Raw genomic sequence first — 21791 nt, forward strand, 5'->3', positions numbered from 1 at the left:
CACATGCATTGACCCACGGCACACACCGCGCTTTCATCGCGTGAGTCCTCCGCACAGACCGTGCCGGGGCGTTACCGGGACAGGCACCAGAGAGGCGCGCGGGGTGGCTGTGGCCGCCCTCGGGCCGAAGGGGGACCACCTGATGAGACCTTCTTTACGCATCTCCATGAGCACCGCCTTGGCGGCGGCCGCCGTCACTTGTCTCGCCTGGCCCGCGGGGGCAGCGGGGGCAGCGAGCGACAACGGCCGGGCCCTGCGCACCGAACGGATCAGCGTGGCGCCCGACGGCACCGGCGGCAACCATCACTCGGTGGATCCGACCGTCAGCGCCGACGGACGCGTCGTCGCCTTCATGTCGTCGGCGACCAACCTGGTGCCCGGAATCGACGTGCCCAACAACGTCTTCTACCGGACGGCCCCCGGCGCACCACTCAAGCGCGTGGTGCTGCCGGGTGAGTCCACGATGTTGCCCCGGGTGTCCGATGCGGGGCATCACCTGACGTTCACCTCGTACTCGGCCACGACCCAGAAGTACTCCGTCCATGTGACGGACCTGCGCACCGGTCGCATCGACCCCGTGGCGCCCGCGCTGGACGGCGGCTACCGCGCGGACTTCGGCGCGGCCCCGCTCAGCGCGGACGGCCGGTACGTCGCCTTCGTGGCGAAGACCGCCGCCGACGAGAACGGCACGTCCCGTTGCCGGATCATGCTCCTGGACCGCCGGACCCAGCAGCTGTGGCGGGCCGGCCCCACCACGAAGCGCGATTGCCAGGACATCTCCATGAGCGCCGACGGCCGGAAGGTGGCCTACCGGGTCGGCTACTCGGGGCCGTCCGACGACGACCAGGCGGACATTCTGGTGTACGACCGCGTGACCGGGCGGACCGTGCAAGCCGACGTCACCCACAACGGAGCGCCGGCCGACAGGTCGGAACTCGCTCCCGTGCTGAGCGCCGACGGATCCAAGGTGGGCTTCAACTCGGTGGCCACCAACCTGGTCCCGGGCACCGACCCCAACGGGGACACCAGCACGTCCTGGAACGCGTTCGTCCGCGACCTGCGCACCGGCACGCTCCAGCGGTACGACGGCCACTCCCCCACCGATCTCACCCAGGTGTCGGATCTGTCGGCGGACGGCTCGAAGCTGCTCCTCAACACGGCCGACATGAACGGCACGACGCTGGGCCTGATCCTGCGCGATCTGCCCACCGGCCGCGAGGAGTTGCTCTCACCCGGCCAGGACGGCAAGCCCGTCACCGTGGCCCGGGCGGCACTGAGCACAGACGAGTCGACGGCCGTCTTCAGCTCCTACCACCCCGGCCTGGTCCCCGACGACACCAATCTGATCGGAGATGTCTTCATACGCACCCTGCGCTGACCGGACGTAGGAGTGTTCGGGGCAGCGAGAGCGGCGAACTCCCACGGGTCATGTGCGCTGAAGACGGTGATCTCGTCCCTGTGGTCGCGTCGCAGGGAGCGCAGTCGGTCGCGGGTCGCCTCGCGCGCCACGACGTCGGTTTGCGCTCCTTGCTGGACCGGCTCCATGACGGGGTGGACACGGGGCGGCGTGTGCTCGAGCTCGCCGTGATACATGTACGCGTCCCCCGCATGCAGCAGCCACCGGCCGTCGCCGTCGCGCACGGCGACACCCGAGTGCCCCGCCGAGTGGCCGGGCAACGGCACCAGCAGGACCTTATGTGTCAGCCCCTGCGGTCGCGCCACGCCGGGGAAGCCGAACCACTCTGTGCGGTCCGCGAGAAGTGCTGGTGTGAGCAGGGGGATGTGCGCTCGGTGTGCCGGCATGAAGCTGTCGAGGCTGTGCCGGTGGTGCGCCGCCGTGGAGTCGGTGACGGCTCGGTACTCGTCGGGGTGCACATGCACCTGGGCGTGAGGGAAATCCGGCAGCCCTCCCGTGTGGTCGCGATGCAGATGGGTGAGCACGATGTGCCGTACGTCCTCGGGCGCGTATCCCAGACGGACGACTTGGCGCAGGGCGCTCTCCTCGGGGTTCAGGGTGGGCTGGGCGTAGGCGACCCAGTCCTCGCCCAGCGACCGGTGTGGGTGCTGTAGGTCGGCGGTACCCAGGCCGGTGTCGACCAGGATCAGTCCGTCCGAGTCCGTCTCGATGAGCAGGCAATGGCAGGCGACGGCACGTTCGCCTTCGCCGTACGCGGTGTCGGCGTACGCGGTGTCGGCCGGGCCCTCTTCACCGAGCAGTGGAATCTTCCGGAGAGAACCGCAGTTGAGGTGGTGGATACGCACAAGGCCCCCTAGAGGCAAGCTGGCGGGGTGTTCTCGACGGACGTTAGGAGGGGCCTTCGTGACTCACCAAATGGTTGGACACGCCACGCGGGGTGATCGGGGCGGCCCGCTGACACATCAGGTAGGCCCGCCGGAACACCAGGTCGGCGCGCCGGCACACCAGAGCGGCCCGCTCGCAGACTGCCCGGACACCGCCCTCGTTCCGCCGGGCCACGAGCCGCGATGCCCCGTCGACATCACCCTCGCCGCGCTGTCCGGTCGGTGGACGCCGCTAGTGGTCCGCGAGTTCCTGCGCCGCGGTCAGGCCACGTACTCCGAACTGTCCGCCGCCTTGCCCGCCCTCTCGGACAAGGTCCTCTCGGAACGGCTGGCCCAGTTGACCGGCGCGGGCGTCATCGAGCGTCACCGCACCCCGGGCTGGCCTCCCCGCGTCCGCTACAGCCTGACCAGCCAAGGCCGGGCGCTCGAACCAGTGGTGCACAGCATGTGGGACTGGGGCACGGCGCAGCGGGACGTCCTTGACTGACTGATCGTTGTGGGAGCGGGTGGTTCCACTGCTGCCGCCCACTCCCACTCGGCGCCGCCGCCACTGCGCTCAGCGAACGAGCCCGATGTCAGTGGGGCCGCATAGGGTCCGGCCCATGGCTGACACTGAACTGAAGACCCTGCTCAGCGTCCTGAACAGCAAGCGCGAGCACGTCCTGGACATCCTGGAGGGCCTGGACGAGGAGGCGCTGCGGCGCCCGGTTCTCCCCTCCGGCTGGACCTGCCTCGGACTGGTGCACCATCTCGCCCTGGACGACGAGAAGTTCTGGTTCCGCGCGGTCGCTGCAGGGGAGCGAGCAGCGATCGAAGAGATCCTCGGGTCCGGGGAGAACGCGTGGCAGCCCGCCCCGGAGAAGACCGCCGAGGAGGTCTTCGCTCTCTACCGGAAGGAGGGGGAACTCTCCGACGCCTTCCTGGCCGACGCCGACCTCAACGCGGCCCCGAGCTGGTGGCCCGACTTCTTCGGCGACTGGCGCCTCGACAACCTGCGCGAAGTCGTCCTGCACGTGATCACCGAGACCGCCACCCACGCCGGCCACTTGGACGCCGTACGTGAACTCATGGACGGCAGACAAAGATTGGTCCTCACCTGACGGGAGAGCCGCTCCACTCCGTCGGTCCGGATCGCCGAGCGCGAGCCCCAGACTTCGACGCGACCGCGACCGCGCCCCGACATCGTTGTCGAAGGCGCGGCGCGCGCGGTTTTCCTACGGCGTGTAGACGGCGTTACTGCCGTACAGCTCCCTGGTGAACGCGGAGACGTCGGCGCTGCGGTCGGAGCCGTCGAGGTTGTACGTCAGGTAGACGCCGTACCCCTCCGCGACGGTACGACGGGCGAGGGCTGCGGATGTGCTCTGCGCGGTCCCGCCGATCTCCACGGCCGCCGGCGACAGCTTCGACTTGGGCAGGGCGATGCGCGGGACCTGCCAGGTGCCGTAGTACGGATTCCACGCGTAGTCGAACTTGGACGAGATGTCGACGCCGCCGTAGGAGAGGCGTGATGCGGCCGGGCCGATGTTGTAGAGGCTGATGATCTTGTTCGGCATGTTCGTGCGCAGGGCCGTCACCAGGTGCACGAACGAGCTGGCGTTGGGCTGGCCGGTGCCGTTCTTGCCGTATTCGGCGTACTCGTCGTCGAAGTCGATGCCGTCGAGGCCGTACTTGGTCACGGTGTCCGACAGCTGCTTCGCGAACGCGGAAGCCGCCCGCTGCGAGGGGAAGTTGGCGAAGCCCGCGCCCTGGTGGTTGCCGAGCACCGAGAGGACGACCTTGATGCCCTTCTCCTGCAGCGGCCGTATCTCGGTCTTTGCGTTGTCGAGTACGCGCTGGACGTTCTCGTTGAAGTGCAGGTACGCCGACTTCGTACTCGTGTTGTAGTTGATGTTCGCTGCGAAGATCACGGCGACGTCGAAAACGTTGTCACCGCCGTTGGCGAGGGTGTACTTGCCGACGTTGCGCATGCTGTTGTTGTTCACCTCGACGTACGCCACCGAGGTCGGTCCCTGCTTCGCCGCAGCGGGGACGGGGGCAGGGCCGGGAGCGGGGGCCGCTGCCGCACCGGTCGTGGCGGTCGTGCCGAAGGCGAGGGCCGCGACGGCCGAGAGGGCGAGCGCGGCCGTCCGCGCTCTGCTCCGTACCAGACTGAACATCGTTGATCGGTCTCCCATCGTGGGTCGACGCCCGGCCTGTTCGAAAGCACCGAGCGAGCCTCAGAGTTTTCCGCTTTCGTGACCGATTCCTGAAGATCCAGCGCCAACTCTTCACGACTCCCACGCAGTTGCCCCGCCGACCGGTGCCGGGCGCGGAGCCCTCGAGCCCCGCCCCACCCGGCCCGGCCCTCGTCAGGTGACGACCTGATCCCCGTCGGGCACGTCCTGAACCGTGACGACGTTCCGGGGCAGGCCCAGCCCGGACGCCACCGCACGGGCCGTCCCGTCCAGGTCACGGCCCGTGGGGACCGGCACCTGCTCCCCTTCGCCGTAACTCTCGATCGCCTTGACGAAGTAACTCGGGTGCCAGGCACCCACGGCCCCCCTGACCTCGACCGCGGTCACCGAGCGGTTGCCGACGCGGCCCTTGAGCGCGGCCAGGATCTCGTCGGACCGCAGTGCGCCCGTCACTTGGAACAGGCTGGCGTGCGCACCGACGAGGCCGCCGTCCCGCAGCCGCACGGTCACCGTGAGGCAACTGGTCACACTCGGATACGTGATCACGCCGTCCGGTGCCACCTCCCTGACCTGGCCCTCCGTGACCGTCGCGCGGTCGGATGCCATCACGCCGCTCACCGCGCGCGGCCCCGTACCGACTGATTCCTGGGCCTGGGCCACGGTGCCGAGGCCGAGTTGCAGGGCCAGTAGTGCTGTCGGCAGGACCACGGCGCACACCACGGCGCCCCTGCCCCTTCGAGCCGTCGTCCCGACGGCTGGCTGTTCGTTCACCGTGCTCAGGCTAGATGATCACTCAAGGAAGATCATTTTGTTGCGGCCGCATTGCGAGTCCTACAGCGATGTTGCGGGTTCAACGACAACGTTGCGAGCTCATGGCGGAACCGGTCACAACCTGGCGTGACCGCTTAGTACGGACCAAGCTGACATTCGCCCCTTCGCGGCACCGTTCCGTACTCGTACGACCCCAGAAAGCTCCACCAGCCATGCACTCGACCTGTCTCTCCGACGCCGTACCGGCGCACCTCACACGTGTGGTGAGGGGGTGGACCGCCCCATGCGCTATGTAGTGCGCAAGGCGGGCGGCTGGCTCTTGATGATCGTGGTCGCGACCAACGCAACCTATTTCCTGTCCAGTTGGTTTCTGGACCCCCGGTCGAACTTCAAAGAGCTGCGTCCCGCCCGCAGCGAGGCACAGATCTCGCGGGCCCTCGCCCCGTACAACCTCGACCCCGGCGTGCCGTTGGTGCAACGGTGGTGGCACTGGCTCACCTCCGTGACCCTCGACTTCGACTGGGGGAAGTCGCCCACCGGTGTCTCCGTCAACGGCGAGGTGGGCTACCGCGCGCTGGTCAGCGCCCAGTTGGTCGTCACGGCGACCATCCTGTCCGTCGTCATCGGTGTCGCGCTCGCCGTCTACACCGCCGCGCGCCAGTACGGTCTTGCCGACCGCGTCTCACAGGCCATCTCCATCGCCGTGTTCAACGTCCCGACGTCCGTCGCCGCACTCGCCGTCGTGTTCGTCGCCATCTGGATCAACCAGCACGCCGGCCTCGACTTCCTCTACGTCGCCGGGGAGAGCTCCCCCAACGTAGAGGGACTACTCCCGACGATCGGTGACCGTCTCCTCCATCTGATCCTGCCGACACTCACCCTGACGCTGATGGGCTACGTGGGCTATCACCTGACGCAGCGTTCGCTGCTGCTCGACACCATCAACGCCGACTTCGTGCGCACGGCCCAGGCCACCGGTCTGACCCGCGGCCAGGCCGTCCGCAGGCACGCGCTGCGCGCCGCGCTGATCCCGACGGCGGCCTCCGTGGCGTTCAGCGTGCCCGCCATCTTCACCGGAGCCATCATCACCGAGACGATCTTCGGCTGGAACGGCATGGGCCGCTACTTCATCCAGACCATCAGCAAGAACGACGTGCACGGCACGGTCGCGACCGCCGCGTTCGCCGCGGTGCTCACCGCGATCGGCGCGATTCTCGCGGACATCGCCACCGTCTTCCTCGACCCGAGAGTGCGGGTGAACTGACATGGCGACGGGGATCGACACAGTGACCGATGCCGTCCTGCCGCGAACCGACCAGGCCGGGCCGCACGCCGAGCTCGGGCGCGGTCGGCTCTATCTGCGGCGCTTCCTGCGCAACCGCCTCGCCGTCGCCGGCGTCGTGATCTTCGCGCTGCTCGTGCTGTTCAGCGCCTTCGGCGGCCTGTTCACCTCCTACACCCACACCGACGCCGACTTCACCGCCCTCACCCAGCCACCCAGCGACGTGCACTGGTTCGGCACCAACCAGGGCGGCAACGACATCTACGCCAGCGCGGTGCACGGACTGCGGCGCTCACTGGTGATCGCCGTGAGCGTGTCCGTCCTGACGGTCGTCGTCGCCGCGGTCATCGGCTCCAGCGCCGCGTACTTCGGCGGCCGGGTGGAGAGGCTGACGCTCGCCGTCATCCACTTCCTGCTGATCGTCCCCTCGTTCCTCATCCTCGCCCTGGTCTCCAACCGGCTGGCCGGCGACTGGCGCGTCCTCATCGTCGTCCTCACCGTGTTCGGCTGGATGTCCACCGCCCGGGTCATCTGGTCCGTCTCGACCTCGCTGCGCGAACGGGACTACGTGACGGCGGCGGAGTTCATGGGCGTCAGCCCGCTGCGCATCATCCTGCGCCACATCATCCCCAACCTCGGCTCCCTGCTCATCGTCAACCTGACGCTGGGTGTCGTCGCGACCGTACTCAGCGAAACCGCGCTGTCGTTCCTCGGCTTCGGCGTCCAGACCCCGGACGTCTCCCTCGGCACGATGCTCGCCGACGGGGCGACCACCGTGACCAGTGCCCCGTGGCTCTTCGCCTTCCCCGCGGCCCTCGTCGTCCTGCTCACCGTGTCGATGACCTTCATCGGCGACGGACTGCGCGACGCCCTCGACCCCACCTCTGTGACCGGCGCGGCGGGAGGCCGACGATGACACTCACCACCACCCCTGTACGCGACGGCGAGGCCTCCCTCACCGGCGCCACCCCCGTGCTCTCCGTACGCGACCTGCGCGTCTCCTTCCCCTCCGAGGCGGGGCCCGTCGAGGCGGTGCGCGGCGTCAGCTTCGATCTGCTGCCGGGCCGCACCCTCGGCATCGTCGGCGAGTCCGGCTCGGGCAAGTCGGCCACCGCGATGGGCGTCATGGGCCTGCTGCCGCCCACCGCCGAGCTGCACGGTCAGGTGCTGCTCGGCGGTCAGAACCTGATCGGCCTCGACGACCGCGCGCTGTCGCGGGTACGGGGCAGATCCATCGGCATGGTCTTCCAGGACCCCCTGTCCGCGCTCACCCCCATCTTCTCCGTGGGCCGGCTGCTCTCCGACGCACTGCGGGTCCACCAGGACCTGTCCAAGAAGGCGGCGTGGGAGCAGGCCGTCGAACTGCTCGACCTCGTCGGCATCCCCGACCCCCGCAACCGGGCCTCGGCCTTCCCCCACGAGTTCTCCGGCGGCATGCGCCAGCGCGTGGTCATCGCCCTGGCGATCGCCAACCGGCCGAGCGTCCTCGTGGCCGACGAGCCCACCACCGCGCTCGACGTCACCGTGCAGGCGCAGATCCTCGACGTCCTGCGCCTCGCACAGCGGGAGACCGGCGCGGGGCTCGTCCTCATCACCCACGACCTCGGCGTCGTGGCCGGGCACGCGGACGACGTCGCCGTCATGTACGCGGGCCGCTTCGTGGAGAAGGCGGACGTGCACTCCCTCTTCCGCCGGCCGACGATGCCGTACACCGCGCGGCTCCTCGCAGCGGTGCCGACGGTGGACGGCGGGGTGCGCCGCCCCCTCGTCCCCATCGGCGGCGAGCCACCTGCCCTCGCGGACCTGTCCGACGGCTGCCCCTTCGCGAGCCGCTGCGCACTCGCGCTCGACGCGTGTCGCGCCGAGGAGCCGGAGCTGCGCCATGTCACGGGACATGGGGACGTGGCGTGCCTGCGCGCGGCCGAGGTGGCCGACGGGACCCTGGACCCGGCCGGAGGCATCACACCCGTGGACCGGCGGGCGGGCACGGCGAGCGCCGAGCTCGGCGATAGCAACGGCAACGGCAACGGCAACGGCAACGTGGTGCTGCGCGTCGAGGACCTCGTCAAGACCTTCCCCGTCACCAAGGGCGCGTTCGTCAAACGCCGGGTCGGAACCCTGCACGCGGTCAACGGTGTCAGCTTCGAACTGCGTGCCGGGGAGACGCTGGGCCTGGTCGGCGAGTCGGGCAGCGGCAAGACGACGACGTTGATGGAGGTCCTGCGGCTCAGACGGCCGGAGGGCGGCCGGATCGAGATCGCGGGAAGGAAGGTCGGCGCGACGACCGCAACAGATGCCGGTACGTCGGATACTCCTTCCGCAACCGGGCGCGCTCGCACCCTGCGCCACGACGTACAAATCGTCATGCAGGACCCACTGGGCGCGCTGGACCCGCGCCTGCCCGTCCACGAACTGCTCGCCGAACCTCTGCGGGCCGTCGGCCGCGACCGCGACGCGATCCGTTCCCGCGTCCGCGAACTGCTGACGCTCGTCGGTCTCGACCCCGCGGTGAGCGACCGCTTCCCTGCCGCGCTCTCCGGAGGCCAGCGCCAACGCGTCGGCATCGCCCGCGCGTTGGCCACGGACCCGAGGCTGCTCGCCCTCGACGAACCGCTGTCCGCACTGGACGTGTCGGTCCAGGCCGGGGTGATCAACCTCCTCGGCAGGCTCAAGCGTGAGCTGGGCCTCGCCTACCTCATGGTCGCGCACGACCTCGCCGTGGTCCGCTACATCTGCGACCGCATCGCCGTGATGTACCTGGGACACATCATCGAGACCGGCGACACGGAGACACTCTTCTCCGACCCGAAGCACCCCTACACACGGGCGCTGTTGTCCGCGATCCCCATCCCCGACCCCGAACGCGAGCGCACCCGTGAGCGGATCGTCCTGAAGGGCGAGCAGCCCAGCGCCACGGACCTGCCGCGCGGCTGCGTGTTCATCGACCGCTGCCCGCTGTACCGCCTCGCCGACGACGACGTCCGGGGGCGCTGCCGCACGGAGCGCCCCGCGCCCACGCCGGTGCCGGGGCAGCCGGGCCACACGTACGCCTGCCACGCCGCGTGAGCGGCGCCCATTCCCCCTCGATGTCCCACCCGACCTTCAACACAAGGATGCTCTCCCATGCGCGCAAGACTGGCCCTGCCCGTCGCCCTCATAGCAGCCATCTCCGTCACCGCCACCGCCTGCCAGTCCTCGTCCGGTGACGGCGCCGCGGGCTCCGCCGGGAAGGGCACCCCGTCCGCCGCGTCGGGAGCCGCCGACTACAACCCGACGGCGTACGACAAGCTCAAGGACGGCGGGACCTACACGACGGCGGGGACGTTCGACGAGCAGGGCAACCCGTTCAACGTCAACGGCACTCTGACGGCGTCCCGGGTGTGGGCCTGGTACAACGCGAACGCGATCACCTTCTCGCCGACCGGTGAAGTCCACTACAACCCGGACTACTTCAGCGATGTGAAGGTGTCCGTCAGGGGCGGCAACCAGAAGGTCGTCCTGACGATCAACAAGAAGGCCACTTTCAACGACGGAACACCCATCGACTGGACCGCGATCAAGGCCACGTGGAAGGCCAACAACGGTTCCGACAAGGACTACGCGGCCTCGACCACGGACGGCTATGACCAGATCACCGACGTCGCGCGGGGCAAGGACGACAAGCAGGCCGTCATCACCTTCAAGGGCGTCAACGCCTCCTGGCCTAGCCTGTTCTCCACGTTCCTGCATCCGAAGGCCGCGAAGGTCGACAACTTCAACAAGGCGTACGTGAAGAAGGCGCATCCCGAGTGGGGCGCGGGCCCGTACACGGTCGGCAAGTGGGACACCCACTCGGGCAACATCACCTTCGTCCGCAATCCGAAGTGGTGGGGCAGGAAGGGCAAGCTCGACAAACGTGTCTACGTGAACCTGGAGTCGACCGCGGCGGTCAACGCCTTCAAGAACGGTCAGCTCGACTACGTCTCCGCGGTCGACGCCGAGAGTCTGAAGCAGGTGAAGGGGATCAAGGGCACCGAGACCCGGAGCGGTGGCAGCCCGTTCGTGTATTCGCTCTACTTCAACACCAAGTCGTCGGTTCTCGGGGACAAGGCGGTGCGCAAGGCGATCCAGGAGAGCGTCGACCGCAGCCAGATCGCGAAGATCCAGTTCCAGGGCCTCGACTACAAGGAGCCGCTGCCCGGCTCGGCGCTGCTCTACAGCTTCCAGAAGGGGTACGAGGACAATGTCTCGGCCGTCCTGAAGTACGGGCCCGACCAGGCGAAGAAGGACCTCGACGCGGCGGGCTGGAAGCCCGGGAGCGACGGGATCCGGGAGAAGGGCGGCAAGAAGCTGGAGGTCGGCTACACGCTGCTGGGCGACGACCCGCTGGACAAGGCCACGGCCGGCGCCCTGACCGCGATGCTGAAGCCGGTCGGCGTACGCCTCACCGTCAAGAAGGCCGACCAGGCGGACTTCGCCGGCATCCTCAACGAGCGGAAGTTCGACCTGATCCTCTCGGGCAACCGCTCCATGGACCCCTTCGGGGCCCGCTACCTGTGCGAGACGTACTGCTCGGACCGTGACTCCAACCTCACCGGGGCCGGGTCCCCGGCGCTGGACGAGGAGATGCGCGCCACGGCGGACATCGCCGACCCGGACAAGCAGGCAGCGGCGGCGAACAAGGTGGAGCAGAAGGCCCTGCGGGACTACGCCCGGCTCCCGATGTTCAGCGGCCCCTCGACGTACGGCGTGAAGAAGGGCCTGGCGAACGTGGGCGCGACCATCTTCCACAACCCGCTGCCGGAGACGGTGGGCTGGGAGAAGTAGGCCTCTCCCGGGCAGCCGGGTCCGCTCACTCCCTCGCCCCTGACGCCCCCTGCCCAGGTGCCGCCGTCCCCGGCGCCATCGGGTCCGGGGGCGGTGGCGGCGGTGGCCCCACCGTGCCCTCGCGAAGGCGTTCGAAGACGAGGTCGAAGGTGAAGCCCGCCGTGAAGCCGAGCGGGATGGTGAAGAACAGCAGGCGGCGCACGTCGAGGGTGTCGAGGAGCGTGGGCACGCTGAGGAGCTGGGAGGCGAAGTACAGCAGGACCGAGACCAGGCCCGCTCCCAGGCCCCGCACCGAGGCCCGGCCCCATCGCGCGTCGCCGTCGAAGGAATTGCGGATGATGGCGCCCGCCGCCGCGGCCACCAGTGGGGCGCCCACCAGGACCACCAGGTCCTGCACGCGGGCCGGGCGCGGCGGACTGGCCGTGACCAGGCCCGTCAGCGCCGTGACCAGGCACACGGCGGCCGCGGCCAGCCCGGTCGCCGCACGCCGCGTCGCCGCGTGCTGCTCGCTCTCGGCCTCCGCGAGCCGCCGCAGTTTCCGCTCGCGCTGGCGCTGAAGGCAGGCGACGAGCCTGGCGGCGGAATCCGCGGACCAGTTGTCGCCCATGAGGCGGATGTCGGCGTCGTCCGCGTCGTTGCGCACCCGGTCGAAGTTGACCCACACCTGGCCCGCTCCGCCGCCGAAGGCCGCGACCGGTACCAGCGGCAGCCGCTGCGACAGGGCGACGATCCCCGCCACCCTCGTGGACTGGCCGCCGCCCATCAGCAGGACTCCGTCGCACACCAAGAGCGTGCGGTAGAAGGCGACTTCCCACTCACCGCTGGTGTCCCGCAGGATCTCCACCCGTACGTGCGCGCGCGGCGACAGGCCGAAGTCCACGTCGCGGTGGCGCGGCGGGTACGCGGCCACCCGGCCGGGCAGCCCCTCGGTGCAGGCGTCCGCGTAGCCGCGTACGACATCGGTCTCGATGTACTCCGGGTTGCTGGAGAAGACCGCCACGTCGCACCCCGCGCGGGCCAGTTCCGCACCCAGCTGACGGCAGGCCTCGGGCGCGAGGTGCGACGCGACGAGCGGGTGGGCGAACGTACGGTTCGGGTCCACGCTGCCGATCACGGCAATGAGCGGACGCGGCGCGTGTGACGAAGGCATGCTCCAGTCTAGCCATGTGGGGCCGTACGGCACCGGGGCGCGGGAGCGGTCCGCGAGCGCCCGTGGTTCCGTCCGCGGTTCCGTCGCCCCATGGTGTACTCCACGCCCGAAACGGGGAGGGAAAGGAACATGTCCGGCAGTAGCCGTATCCGCCAACAGGCGCGCATCCCCGCCTATTTCAGCCACAGCTACTGGGCGGAGGACCGGGAGCTGAACGAATACTTCTGGGACCTCTTCTGGGACGAGGGCTTCACGTTCGCCGTCGACCCGAAGACGAATCCGTTGTCCCCGACCCACCTCGAACTGCTGATGCGGCAGAGCGCCTGCCTGGTGGGCGTGGTGACCCGCCGCGAGGAGGAACGGCGTTACCGTGCCTCGCCGTTCATGGTCCACGAGCACGATTTGGCCCTGCAGGCGAAGAAGCCACGCCTGGTCTTCATGGAGAACGGCGTCTCGGCCGGCTTCTTCCCCGCCGCCGACGAGCAGCGCGTCGTCTTCAACCGGCGCCGGCTGCCAGGCCCGGAGGAACTGCGCCCCGCCATCGCGCGGTTGGCCGCGCGAAGCGGACCGGAAGGGCATACGGCCAAGGGGCTGATCGGCACGGTCGGGCTGATCCTGCCGGACGATCCGGCGTACCGCGCCGCCCTGCCGTACATCCGGGACTCGATCGCCCACGCGGGCTACGCATCACGGGAGATTCCGCTGGACTTCCAGGACGTGTTCGAGTTCCTGCTCGCGGTCGACGCCTGCGACTTCGTCATCCTCGATGTGGCCTCGCCCCACGCGGCGGACTGGGTCTTCCCGCTGCTGCACGGCCGGTTCGTCCCCACGCTCAAGCTGATCCACGAGCCGCCGGACGGGAGTTACGTGCCGCGTCCGTCCCCTCTCCTCAGCGGCGCCGCCCTGCGGGCCGTCGAGCAGGCCGACCGCATCGCCGTGTACTGGACCCATCCCGAACAGCTCGGCGGCCGGCTCCAGGAACTGGTGGACCGCTTCTACCGCCCACGCCTCGAGTTCGAGACGTACGAGGAAGGCATCGGCTACTTCCGCAGCCTGGGCCGCGCCGAGGGCAGCGTCTTCCTCAGCAACGCCTTCGAGGACAACTCCCTTGCGCAACAGGTATGCCGCGCCTTCGATCTCCACAACCTCCCCTACTTCCACTACCTGCGCCGCAACTCCATCGAGCTCGGCGCGGACTGGCACAGCCAACTGTCGGCGAACGTCGCGGCCTGCCGCGTCTTCGTCCCGCTGATCAGCCAGCGCTACTGGGACAGCAAGTACTGCCGGGAGGAGTACCGCATCGCCGAACGCCTGCGTGCGGACGGCCAGTTGGTGATCCTTCCGTATTTCCTGGAGGCCGGGGTCGCCGGGCAGGTCAGCTTCCAGGGGCGGTCCGTCGACCTGCTGGGCCGCGACGAACAGGTCGCCGTCATCGGCCAGGACGTCGACCGTGAGTTCGTCGAGCGCCGCAGGCTCCGGGAGCGCCTGGATCCCGGGCGCTCCATGCCGCCGGACGGTGCCCCGGCCGGGCGGCACGCCGACATCGCCGTCATCAGCCTGCTGCCCGAGGCGCACCAGGCGCTGCGCCGGCATGTGGAGACCACCGGTGCGCGGATGGAGTCCGTACGGCGCGGCGCCGGCCGCACCTGGCTGCGTGCCGGGATCGAGGCGGTCGGCCGCAGTACCGCGTACGAACTGGTGCTGGCCGAGCCCTGCGGCGGCCCGGACGGCGTGGGGGGCGCGTTCGCCGCCACGATCGAGGAGTGGCGGCCGGAGGCGGTGGTCTTCGTCGGTGTCTGCTGCGGCCTCGGAGCGGACCTGGCTCCGGGCGATGTCGTGATCTCCAGCCGCGTCCACGGCTACACCCTCGACGAACTCGACCAGGCCTGCCTGCCGCGCACCGACCGCAGCCATCTGGCGCACGAGGGGATCATGGCCCTGGGTGAGAGCATGCACCTCAACCACGCCTCCTGGGCCGCGAGTATCTATGAGCAACCGCCCGCCGCTCCGCCCCGGCAGGGCGGGCCCGGCATCCTCGTCGGCGCCGTCGCCTCGGGGGACTCCCCCGTCGGCGGGAGCGCGGACCCGGCACTGCGCCCGCTGCTCGCCACGTGGCCCGACCTTGCCGCGGTGGAGCTCGACGGCTCCGACGCGGCGGGGGCCGTCACCCAGGTCCGCCGCGCCGGTCGCACCCATGTCCCCGTCTCGCTGGTGTGCGGGGTGGCCGGTACGGAAGGAGCCGGGGCAGGGGCCGGTTCGCACCGTCCGGACCAGGACAAACTGTGGAAGGCGTACGCCTCCGATGCCGCCGCCACGCTGCTCGTCGAAGCGATCCGACGGGCGTGGCCGAGCCCGCCGAGGAGCGCCGGATGAACTTCCGCAGACACCGGACCCACCGCTCCGAGCAAGGGAGTTGGGTGCCCGCTCCGGCGAAGACGGACGGCGTGGAGGTCCCCGAGGGCCTGCACGCGCTGGTCGAGGTCCTCGCGGAGCACGCGCACGACAACTGGGCGCGGCAGCGCCTGGCGGAGGGCTGGCGGCACGGCCGCCGCCGCAGCGACCGCAGACGCACCCATCCGCTGCTGGTGCCGTACGCGGATCTGACGCACGAGGAGCAGGAAACGGACCGCCTGCTGGCTCTGGAAACGGTCAAACTGATCCTGCTGTACGGCTACACCTTCGAAGAACCGGACCCGGACAGGAAGTGACCTTGCGCAGTCTGACCTTCGTCATCGGAACGGGCCGAAGCGGCTCCACCGCGCTGTCGGGCATCCTCAACAGCCACCCCGACGTGCTCAGCCTCAACGAATACATGGCCTCGGTCGGGGACACGGCCTTCCCCGAGGGTTCCGTGTCGGGAGCGGAGTTCTGGGAGGCCCTCTTCCGGCCCACTCCGTACTTCGCGGGCATGATCCGCAGCGGGGTGCTGATGCCGGAATTCCTCTACACCCGCCGCCCCGGGCGGTACGCGGCCGAGACCACGGGCATCCCTGCCCTCTCCCTGATGGTGCTGCCCCACCTCACCGACGATCCCGACGGTCTGCTCGACGAGATCCGTACGGCGGTCCTCGGCTGGCCCGACCGCACCGCCGCCGCACACCATGAGGCGCTCTTCGCATGGCTCGGCGCACGGTTCGGCCGCTCCCACGTCGTGGAGCGTTCCGGCTACTCGACGGGCTGGGCGGCGGGGCTGCGCGCGGTCTTTCCGTACGCGAAATTCGTGCATCTCTTCCGGGACGGGCCGGACTGTGCCCTGTCCATGAGCCGCCATCCCGGGTACCGCGTGATCACCTTGATGCGTGAGATCCGGGAACGGACGGGGGTCGACAGCTTCGCCGATCTGACGGCCGAGCAGGTGCGGGCCCTGCCGCCGGAACTCGCAGCCCTGCTCGGCGACCGCTTCGACCCGGCGATCGTACGAGACCGTGCATTTCCCCTGCGCCGTTTCGGTGAGCTGTGGTCCGAACTCATCGTCGAAGGGGTCCGCTTCCTCGACGACCTGCCGCACGACCGGCGCATGGCGCTGGCCTACGAGGACCTCATCGACGCGCCGCGCCAGCAACTCACCCGCCTCGCCGCGTTCGTCGGGGTGGAGCCGTCCCCTCAGTGGCTGGACGGGGCGTGTGCCCGGCTCGACGCCGGCCGCCGCGGCTCGGCCGAGAAGCAGTTGACGGCCACCGAACTCGACGAGCTGAGGAACAGCTGCGCTCCGGGCACCCTCGCGCTGCGGAAGCGGCCGGACCGGCCGGACCCCCTGTGACCACCGCTCTCGATGAGGAGCGGTGGTCACAGGGCCGTGTGCCGGGTTACGGCAGGCGGACCGACTGGGCGTGCCGGAAGATGTCCTTCGGGTCCCACGCCGCCTTCGCCTTCTGCAGGCGGGCGTAGTTGCCCTTGTAGTAGAGGCTGTTCCACGCGGTCGACGAGGTGTTCCAGGCGGCGTCGCCGAGGTCCTTGTCGGGGTAGTTCACGTAGCAGCCGTCGTTGATGTCGTTCGGCACCGGGACGCCGCCGGTCTCCGCGTACACGTCCTTGTAGAAGTCGCGGATCCAGGCCAGGTGCCTGGCCTCGTCGGCCGGGTCGGTCCAGTAGGTCTGGTACTGGAGCTTGAGCACCGAGTCGCGCTGCGGCACCGCGGTGTCGCCGGGCTTGACGCTGTTGATGCGGCCACCGTACGAGTCGACCTGGAGCAGCGCGTCGCCGTTGCTGTAGTCGGTGCGCGTCAGGTGCTTGTACATCGCCTTGATCTGGGTGGCGGAGAAGCCCTTGCGGGCGTACGCCGACTTGTACTTGCCGTACAGCGTGGGGTTACCGCCGCTGAGGTAGTCGGTGGCGATGTACCAGGGCAGGGTGCGCGGCTTGGCGAACTGCGGCATGGCCGCGTGCTCACCGGACCGCTGGGTCATCGCCCGGCGGGTGACGCCCACGCCCGCGGAGACCGCGGCGAGATAGTCGTCCAGGAGGGCCTGGGCATCGGGGACGGTGGCGTCCATCTGCGTGAGCAGGACGATCTCCGACCGCTCGGCGTTGGCGCGCTGGTTCAGCTTGAGCAGGCCGAACAGGGAGTTGTACTTGGAGTCCGGCGCACTGTTCCGCTCGTGCCAGGTGCCCCAGTTCTGCAGGAGCCGGGTGAAGGACGCCTCGGTCATGTCCTTCCAGGGGAAGGCCGTGGCGTGCACGAAGACCTCGGACGGCGGCTTCGGTAGCAGTTTGGAGGGGTCGGTGCCGGTGGCGCCGGGCGTGCGCAGCCAGTAGCGGGTGATCAGGCCGAAGTTGCCGCCACCGCCGCCGGTGTGGGCCCACCACAGGTCCTTCAGCGCGGTGTCGGTGGAGTCACGGGTGGCGACGACGGCCTTGGCCGTGCCGTTCTTGTCCACGGTGACGACCTCGACGCCGTAGAGGTGGTCGACGGTCAGGCCGTGCAGGCGGGAGAGCAGGCCGTAACCGCCGCCGGATATGTGGCCGCCGGCGCCGACGGAGGCGCAGGAGCCCGCCGGGAGCGTGACGCCGTACAGCTTGTAGAGCGTCTCGTATATCTGGAGGTTGGAGGCGCCGCCCTCGACCGCGAAGGCGTTCCTGCCGCTGTCGTAGTAGACCTGCGTCATCCCGGACATGTCGATGACGACCTGGACGTCCTTGTTGAAGACGAAGTCCTCATAGCAGTGGCCGCCGCTGCGGACGGTCAGCCGCTTGCCCGCGGCGACCGCGTCCTGGACGGCCCGCACGGCCTGGGCGGTGGTGGTGACCAGGCGGACGTAGTCGGGCTTGGCGACCCAGCGCTGGTTGATGCCGCGCACCAGGTCGGGGAAGCGGGCGTCGCCCGGGGCGACGGTGATGTAGTCGGGCGTGGCGGGGGTGGTCTGCGCGCCGGTGGCGACGGCGGTCGCGGCCACTCCCCCGGGGCGCGCGGGTGCCTGGGCGGCCGCGGACGGAGCGGCGGTCAGAGCCGCCCCGCCGGCGACCGCGGCGGCGCCGGTGAGGAGGGATCTTCGACCTACCGATCCGCCCCGCTTCTCCGCACTAGAGTCGATTGTCTTGTTTGTCTTTCGCATGGACACACTCCACCAACTGGTCGTGTTGCAGGGGAAGTTGAAGACGCATCGAACGATGATCGATCACGACACTAGCCCAGCGAGGCAGGGGCGACGCAATAGCTTCAATGAGAAAACTGTCCGAACTGCCGGTCACGCCATGGTTGGTTGCAACATGTGCAACTATGCGTGCCCGATCGCACCCGAGAACAAGGCCGACGGCGTGCCAGGGGTCACTTCTTGGGGCAGGTTTCCTGGGTCACCTTGCCGCCCGAGTTGGCGTGTTGCCGAAGGGGACCGTGGAAGAGGTCGGGGTAGTCCTCCACGTAGCCCTCGAAGGGGCCGGCGTTCTTGTAGGGGCACTCGGCCCTGAACGTGCCAGCGGGTGGGACCGTCTGCGCGGTCCGGCACCGACGGCGCGGGGGGTGGGGCTGAGCATGGGACTCCTGTCCAGAGCTGGGCTGTACACAGCCCAGCCTCGACCCCACTGCTCACGTTTCGCTCACGTTTCACACACGCCCTGCCCACACACCCCGCGCCGGTCTGCTCGGCCGGCACTTGGCTTCAGTACACGGCCGAGCCGGGGTCAGAACCGGGTGTCGTCGGCCACCGGGACCGAGGCGGGGGCCGGGGCGGGTGAGCGCTTGAACTTGGCGGCAGCGGGGGGCTTGGTGCCGCAGAAGGCCGGTTCGAGGGTGTTGGTCAGGGCCTGGGTGACCCCGCTGTTGTTGGAGGCGTTGGCGAACGCCACGACCGTGCGGCGGCCGTCGCGGGTGGCGAAGGACTGGGTCTGGTAGCCCTGGACGATGCCGCCGTGGCCGTACACCTTTCCGCAGGACAGGGTGATCTCGCGCAGCCCGAGCCCGTAGGAGACCTTCGCCGTCGGAGTGGGCAGCGCGGTCGTCATCTGCCGTACCGACTCGTCGGAGACCAGACCGCCGGCGTCGCCCGCGAGCAGCGCCGACAGGAAGGTGTCCAAGTCGGCTGCCGAGGAGATGACGGCACCGGCGGAGCCCACCCAGGAGCCGTTCTGCTCGGTGGAGTCCAGGAGCGGCTTGGTGCGGTCGTCGTTCGTCAGGTAGCCGGTGACGTGCGCCCCTGTGATGGTCTTGCGGGGAACCACGTAGGACGTCTTGCGCAGGCCGAGCGGCTCGATGATCTGCTTGCGCAGGGCCTGCGCGTAGGACGTGCCGGTGATGTGCTCGACGGCCATGCCGAGCAGGACGTAGTTGGTGTTCGAGTACGAGTAGCGCGCTCCCGGCGTGAACTGCTTGCCGTGCTTCACCGACAACGCCACCAGCTCGGCGGGCCGGTAGACGGTGTTGCGGATGCGCTGCTCGAACGCGCTGGTGGTCTCCTCCCCCGGCTGCTCCAGGAGGTCGTTCGTGTGGTCGAAGACCCCGGAGCGGTGCTGGAGGACCTGGCGTCCCGTCATGTCCCAGTCCGCGGGCAGGGTGCCGGCCGGGAGGTAGTCGCGCAGCGGTTTGTCCAGGTCGATGCGTCCCTGCTCGGCGAGGCGCAGCACGAGGACGGACGTGAACATCTTGGTGTTGCTGCCCACCCGGAACCGCCGGTCGGTCTTCATCGCCGTGCCGTTCAGATTCGACTTGCCGACGGCGACACGCAGGTTCCGGCCCGCGTCGTCGCGGTCGCGCACGACGGCGAAGGCGCCGGGGGCGCCCGCGGCGACGGTGCGGTCGAGGGCGGCACGCACCGGCGCCGGGTCGGTCTGCGAGCTGCCCCCGGGCTCGGCCACGGCCGTCGTCGCGCCGAGCGCGGCGAACACCGCACCGGTCACGGTCACCGTCGCGGTACGGCGGAACTTGGTTCTTGTCATCAGGTGTTGCCCCCACCTTTGGTGCGCTCGATGCGCTTCAGAGAGCGGGCATCGGTCGGTGCCCGCCTGGCCATGATCGTAACGACAGTCGGCCGACGGCTCGGCCTACGGCACGTGAATGGCAGGCCAAAAGGGCGGCGCCCGTTCCGGACGCCGCCCCTCACTTGACCGATTCAGGGGTTACTTGACGTTGACGCCGGTCCAGGCGGCGGCCACGCGCTTGTACTCGGTGGAGTTCGCGCCGTAGAGGTCCTTCGCCGCCTTCAGCGTGCCCTTACGGGCGGCCTTGTAGTCGGTGGTCGAGGTGAAGTACGTCGTCAGGGCCTTGTACCAGATCTTCTCGGCCTTGCCGCGTCCGATGCCCAGCACCTTGGAGCCGTCAGCGGTCGGCGAGTTGTACTCGACGCCGTTGATCCGCTTCTTGCCGCTGCCCTCGGAGAGCAGGTAGAAGAAGTGGTTGGCGATGCCCGAGGAGTAGTGGACGTCGACGTTCCCGGCGTTGGCGCTCCACTTGTCCAGGGAGCCGCCGTCCTTGCTCGGCTTGTCCATGTACCGCAGCGGGGTGCCGTCGCCGTTGATGTCGATCTTCTCGCCGATGAGGTAGTCACCGACGTCCTTGGGATTCTTGGCCTTGAACTCCACGGCGGCGGCGAAGATGTCCGAGGTGGCCTCGTTCAGGCCGCCGGACTCACCGCTGTACTCCATGTTGCCGGTGGCCGAGGTGACGCCGTGCGTCATCTCATGGGCCGCGACGTCGATCGACGTGAGGGGCTTCTTGTTACCCTCGCCGTCGCCGTACGTCATGCAGAAGCAGCTGTCGTCCCAGAAGGCGTTGACGAAGTTGTTGCCGAAGTGCACGCGCGACGTGGCGCCCTTGCCGTCGCCGTTGATGCCCTTGCGGCCGTGGACGGACTTGTAGTAGTCCCAGGTGAGCTGGGCACCGTAGGCGGCGTCGACGGCGGCGGTCTGCGCGCTCGAGGGCCGACCGTTGCCCCAGACGTCGTTGGCGTCCTTGAAGAGCTTGCCCGAGCCGCTCTCCGCGTGCTTCATGTCGTAGGTGCGGTGGCCGCCACGGGCCTTGTCGGTCAGCTCGTAGCCGCTCGCGACCTTCTTGGAGCCCACCTTCACCTTGCCGCTGTACTGGCTGTTGCCGGTGCCGTTCTCGATGTCCTGGTACTGGTACAGCTTCTTGCCGGTCGCGGCGTCCGTGATGACGTGGAGCCGGCTGGGCGTGCCGTCCTTCTGCACGCCGGTGACGACGGTCTCGTACGCGAGGACGGGCTTGCCGGAGGCGGCCCAGATCACCTTGCGCGGCGCCTGCGCGTCGGCCTCGGCGGTCTTCGCCTTCGCGGCGGACGACTCGGCGGACTTGGCGACGGAGGACTTCGCCAGCTTCGCGTCCGTGGAGGCGACCTTGACGGTGGCCTCGGTCGCCTTGGTGACACCCTTCAGCTTGCCGCTCTTGGCGGTGTGCACGACGAGGTCGCCGCCGAGGACGGGCAGACCGTCGTAGGTGCGCTCGTAACGGGTGTGGGTCGTACCGTCGGCGTCCTTGATGACGTCACGGACGACCAGCTTCTCCTTGGCACCCAGACCGATCCGGTCCGCGGTCGCCGATCTGTCGGCGCTCGCGTCCTGGAGGAGATCCGCGCGGGCCGACACCGACAGGGTGACCGGGGAGCCGGACGGCTCGGTGTCGTTGTCCGGCTGGGCCGAGGCACCGGTGGTCAGTCCGGTGGTGAGCAGCGCTCCGGCGACAACGGCGGTGGCGATCGCGAGTGTCGAACGCTTACGGGATATGTGAGAGGTCACGCGGGCTCCATCTGTGGGGGCCCGGGAGGCATGGAGTGCCGCCCGGGGCAGAAAAAAGACGCGACGCGGGCGTGCAGCGTGTTGCTGTACGAGCACCGTGTTGCGGGGAAGCGTGCCATTCGAGCCA

Annotated in this window: 17 protein-coding genes; 10 read left to right on the forward strand and 7 right to left on the reverse strand. The window is 69.3% G+C overall.

Annotation, left to right across the window (positions count from 1 at the left end; all coding sequences use genetic code 11):
* The first annotated feature begins 166 nt into the window (after positions 1-166).
* Entirely contained in the window at positions 167-1378 is a 1212-nt protein-coding gene (locus ACZ56E_RS34780; protein WP_471220454.1) for a TolB family protein, read from the forward strand.
* Here ACZ56E_RS34780 and ACZ56E_RS34785 read toward each other — a convergent pair.
* A complete protein-coding gene (locus ACZ56E_RS34785; RefSeq protein ID WP_471220456.1) occupies positions 1309-2262 on the reverse strand; it encodes an MBL fold metallo-hydrolase in 954 nt (317 codons plus the stop codon). The genes ACZ56E_RS34780 and ACZ56E_RS34785 overlap by 70 nt on opposite strands.
* A gap of 70 nt (positions 2263-2332) precedes the next feature.
* Here ACZ56E_RS34785 and ACZ56E_RS34790 point away from each other — a divergent pair, with 70 nt between their 5' ends.
* Positions 2333-2788, forward strand: a complete 456-nt coding sequence (locus tag ACZ56E_RS34790) for a winged helix-turn-helix transcriptional regulator (protein ID WP_471220458.1) — start codon at positions 2333-2335, stop codon at positions 2786-2788.
* 115 nt (positions 2789-2903) lie between these two features.
* On the forward strand, positions 2904-3401 hold the full coding sequence (locus ACZ56E_RS34795; protein WP_471220460.1) for a DinB family protein: 498 nt from the start codon (positions 2904-2906) through the stop codon (positions 3399-3401).
* Positions 3402-3515: 114 nt separating this feature from the next.
* On the opposite strand, the gene ACZ56E_RS34800 is transcribed toward ACZ56E_RS34795, so the two are convergent.
* Together ACZ56E_RS34800 and ACZ56E_RS34805 are read right to left on the reverse strand one after the other, a co-directional pair.
* Positions 3516-4457, reverse strand: coding sequence for an endo-beta-N-acetylglucosaminidase H (locus ACZ56E_RS34800; protein ID WP_471220462.1), 942 nt, complete (start codon positions 4455-4457; stop codon positions 3516-3518).
* Between the two features lie 192 nt (positions 4458-4649).
* Positions 4650-5246 (reverse strand): hypothetical protein, encoded by a 597-nt coding sequence (locus ACZ56E_RS34805; RefSeq protein ID WP_471220464.1) that lies wholly within the window; start codon positions 5244-5246, stop codon positions 4650-4652.
* Positions 5247-5529: 283 nt separating this feature from the next.
* Between ACZ56E_RS34805 and ACZ56E_RS34810 the strand changes: the two genes are divergently transcribed.
* The 4 genes from ACZ56E_RS34810 to ACZ56E_RS34825 are packed head-to-tail and all read left to right on the forward strand — an operon-like array spanning position 5530 to position 11334.
* Positions 5530-6510, forward strand: coding sequence for an ABC transporter permease (locus ACZ56E_RS34810; RefSeq protein ID WP_471220466.1), 981 nt, complete (start codon positions 5530-5532; stop codon positions 6508-6510).
* Between the two features lies 1 nt (position 6511).
* Entirely contained in the window at positions 6512-7444 is a 933-nt protein-coding gene (locus ACZ56E_RS34815; RefSeq protein ID WP_471220468.1) for an ABC transporter permease, read from the forward strand.
* Complete coding sequence (locus ACZ56E_RS34820; RefSeq protein ID WP_471220469.1) at positions 7441-9594, forward strand: dipeptide ABC transporter ATP-binding protein; 2154 nt, start codon at positions 7441-7443, stop codon at positions 9592-9594. Before ACZ56E_RS34815 ends, ACZ56E_RS34820 begins: the two co-directional genes overlap by 4 nt.
* A gap of 57 nt (positions 9595-9651) precedes the next feature.
* On the forward strand, positions 9652-11334 hold the full coding sequence (locus ACZ56E_RS34825; protein ID WP_471220471.1) for an ABC transporter family substrate-binding protein: 1683 nt from the start codon (positions 9652-9654) through the stop codon (positions 11332-11334).
* Positions 11335-11359: 25 nt separating this feature from the next.
* Here the strand turns inward: ACZ56E_RS34825 and ACZ56E_RS34830 are convergent, their stop codons facing one another.
* Positions 11360-12448 carry a hypothetical protein gene (locus ACZ56E_RS34830; RefSeq protein ID WP_471220473.1) on the reverse strand — a complete coding sequence of 363 codons (1089 nt, stop codon included), beginning with the start codon at positions 12446-12448 and terminating at the stop codon, positions 11360-11362.
* A gap of 165 nt (positions 12449-12613) precedes the next feature.
* Here ACZ56E_RS34830 and ACZ56E_RS34835 point away from each other — a divergent pair, with 165 nt between their 5' ends.
* The 3 genes from ACZ56E_RS34835 to ACZ56E_RS34845 are packed head-to-tail and all read left to right on the forward strand — an operon-like array spanning position 12614 to position 16244.
* Positions 12614-14857, forward strand: coding sequence for a TIR domain-containing protein (locus ACZ56E_RS34835; RefSeq protein ID WP_471220476.1), 2244 nt, complete (start codon positions 12614-12616; stop codon positions 14855-14857).
* Complete coding sequence (locus ACZ56E_RS34840) at positions 14854-15192, forward strand: RyR domain-containing protein (RefSeq protein WP_471220478.1); 339 nt, start codon at positions 14854-14856, stop codon at positions 15190-15192. The genes ACZ56E_RS34835 and ACZ56E_RS34840 overlap by 4 nt, the downstream gene beginning before the upstream one ends.
* The gene (locus tag ACZ56E_RS34845) at positions 15189-16244 is read left to right on the forward strand and encodes a sulfotransferase (RefSeq protein WP_471220480.1); all 1056 of its coding nucleotides are present in this window, start codon (positions 15189-15191) and stop codon (positions 16242-16244) included. Before ACZ56E_RS34840 ends, ACZ56E_RS34845 begins: the two co-directional genes overlap by 4 nt.
* Before the next feature lie 46 nt (positions 16245-16290).
* On the opposite strand, the gene ACZ56E_RS34850 is transcribed toward ACZ56E_RS34845, so the two are convergent.
* The 3 genes from ACZ56E_RS34850 to ACZ56E_RS34860 all read right to left on the reverse strand — a co-directional run bounded on the left by ACZ56E_RS34850 (position 16291) and on the right by ACZ56E_RS34860 (position 21664).
* On the reverse strand, positions 16291-18036 hold the full coding sequence (locus ACZ56E_RS34850) for an FAD-binding oxidoreductase (RefSeq protein WP_471220482.1): 1746 nt from the start codon (positions 18034-18036) through the stop codon (positions 16291-16293).
* Positions 18037-18601: 565 nt separating this feature from the next.
* Positions 18602-19852 (reverse strand): serine hydrolase domain-containing protein, encoded by a 1251-nt coding sequence (locus ACZ56E_RS34855; RefSeq protein WP_471220484.1) that lies wholly within the window; start codon positions 19850-19852, stop codon positions 18602-18604.
* Between the two features lie 180 nt (positions 19853-20032).
* Positions 20033-21664, reverse strand: coding sequence for a M4 family metallopeptidase (locus ACZ56E_RS34860; protein ID WP_471220486.1), 1632 nt, complete (start codon positions 21662-21664; stop codon positions 20033-20035).
* Between the last annotated feature and the right edge of the window lie 127 nt (positions 21665-21791).

The sequence above is a fragment of the Streptomyces sp. NPDC039480 genome (genome assembly GCF_055597165.1).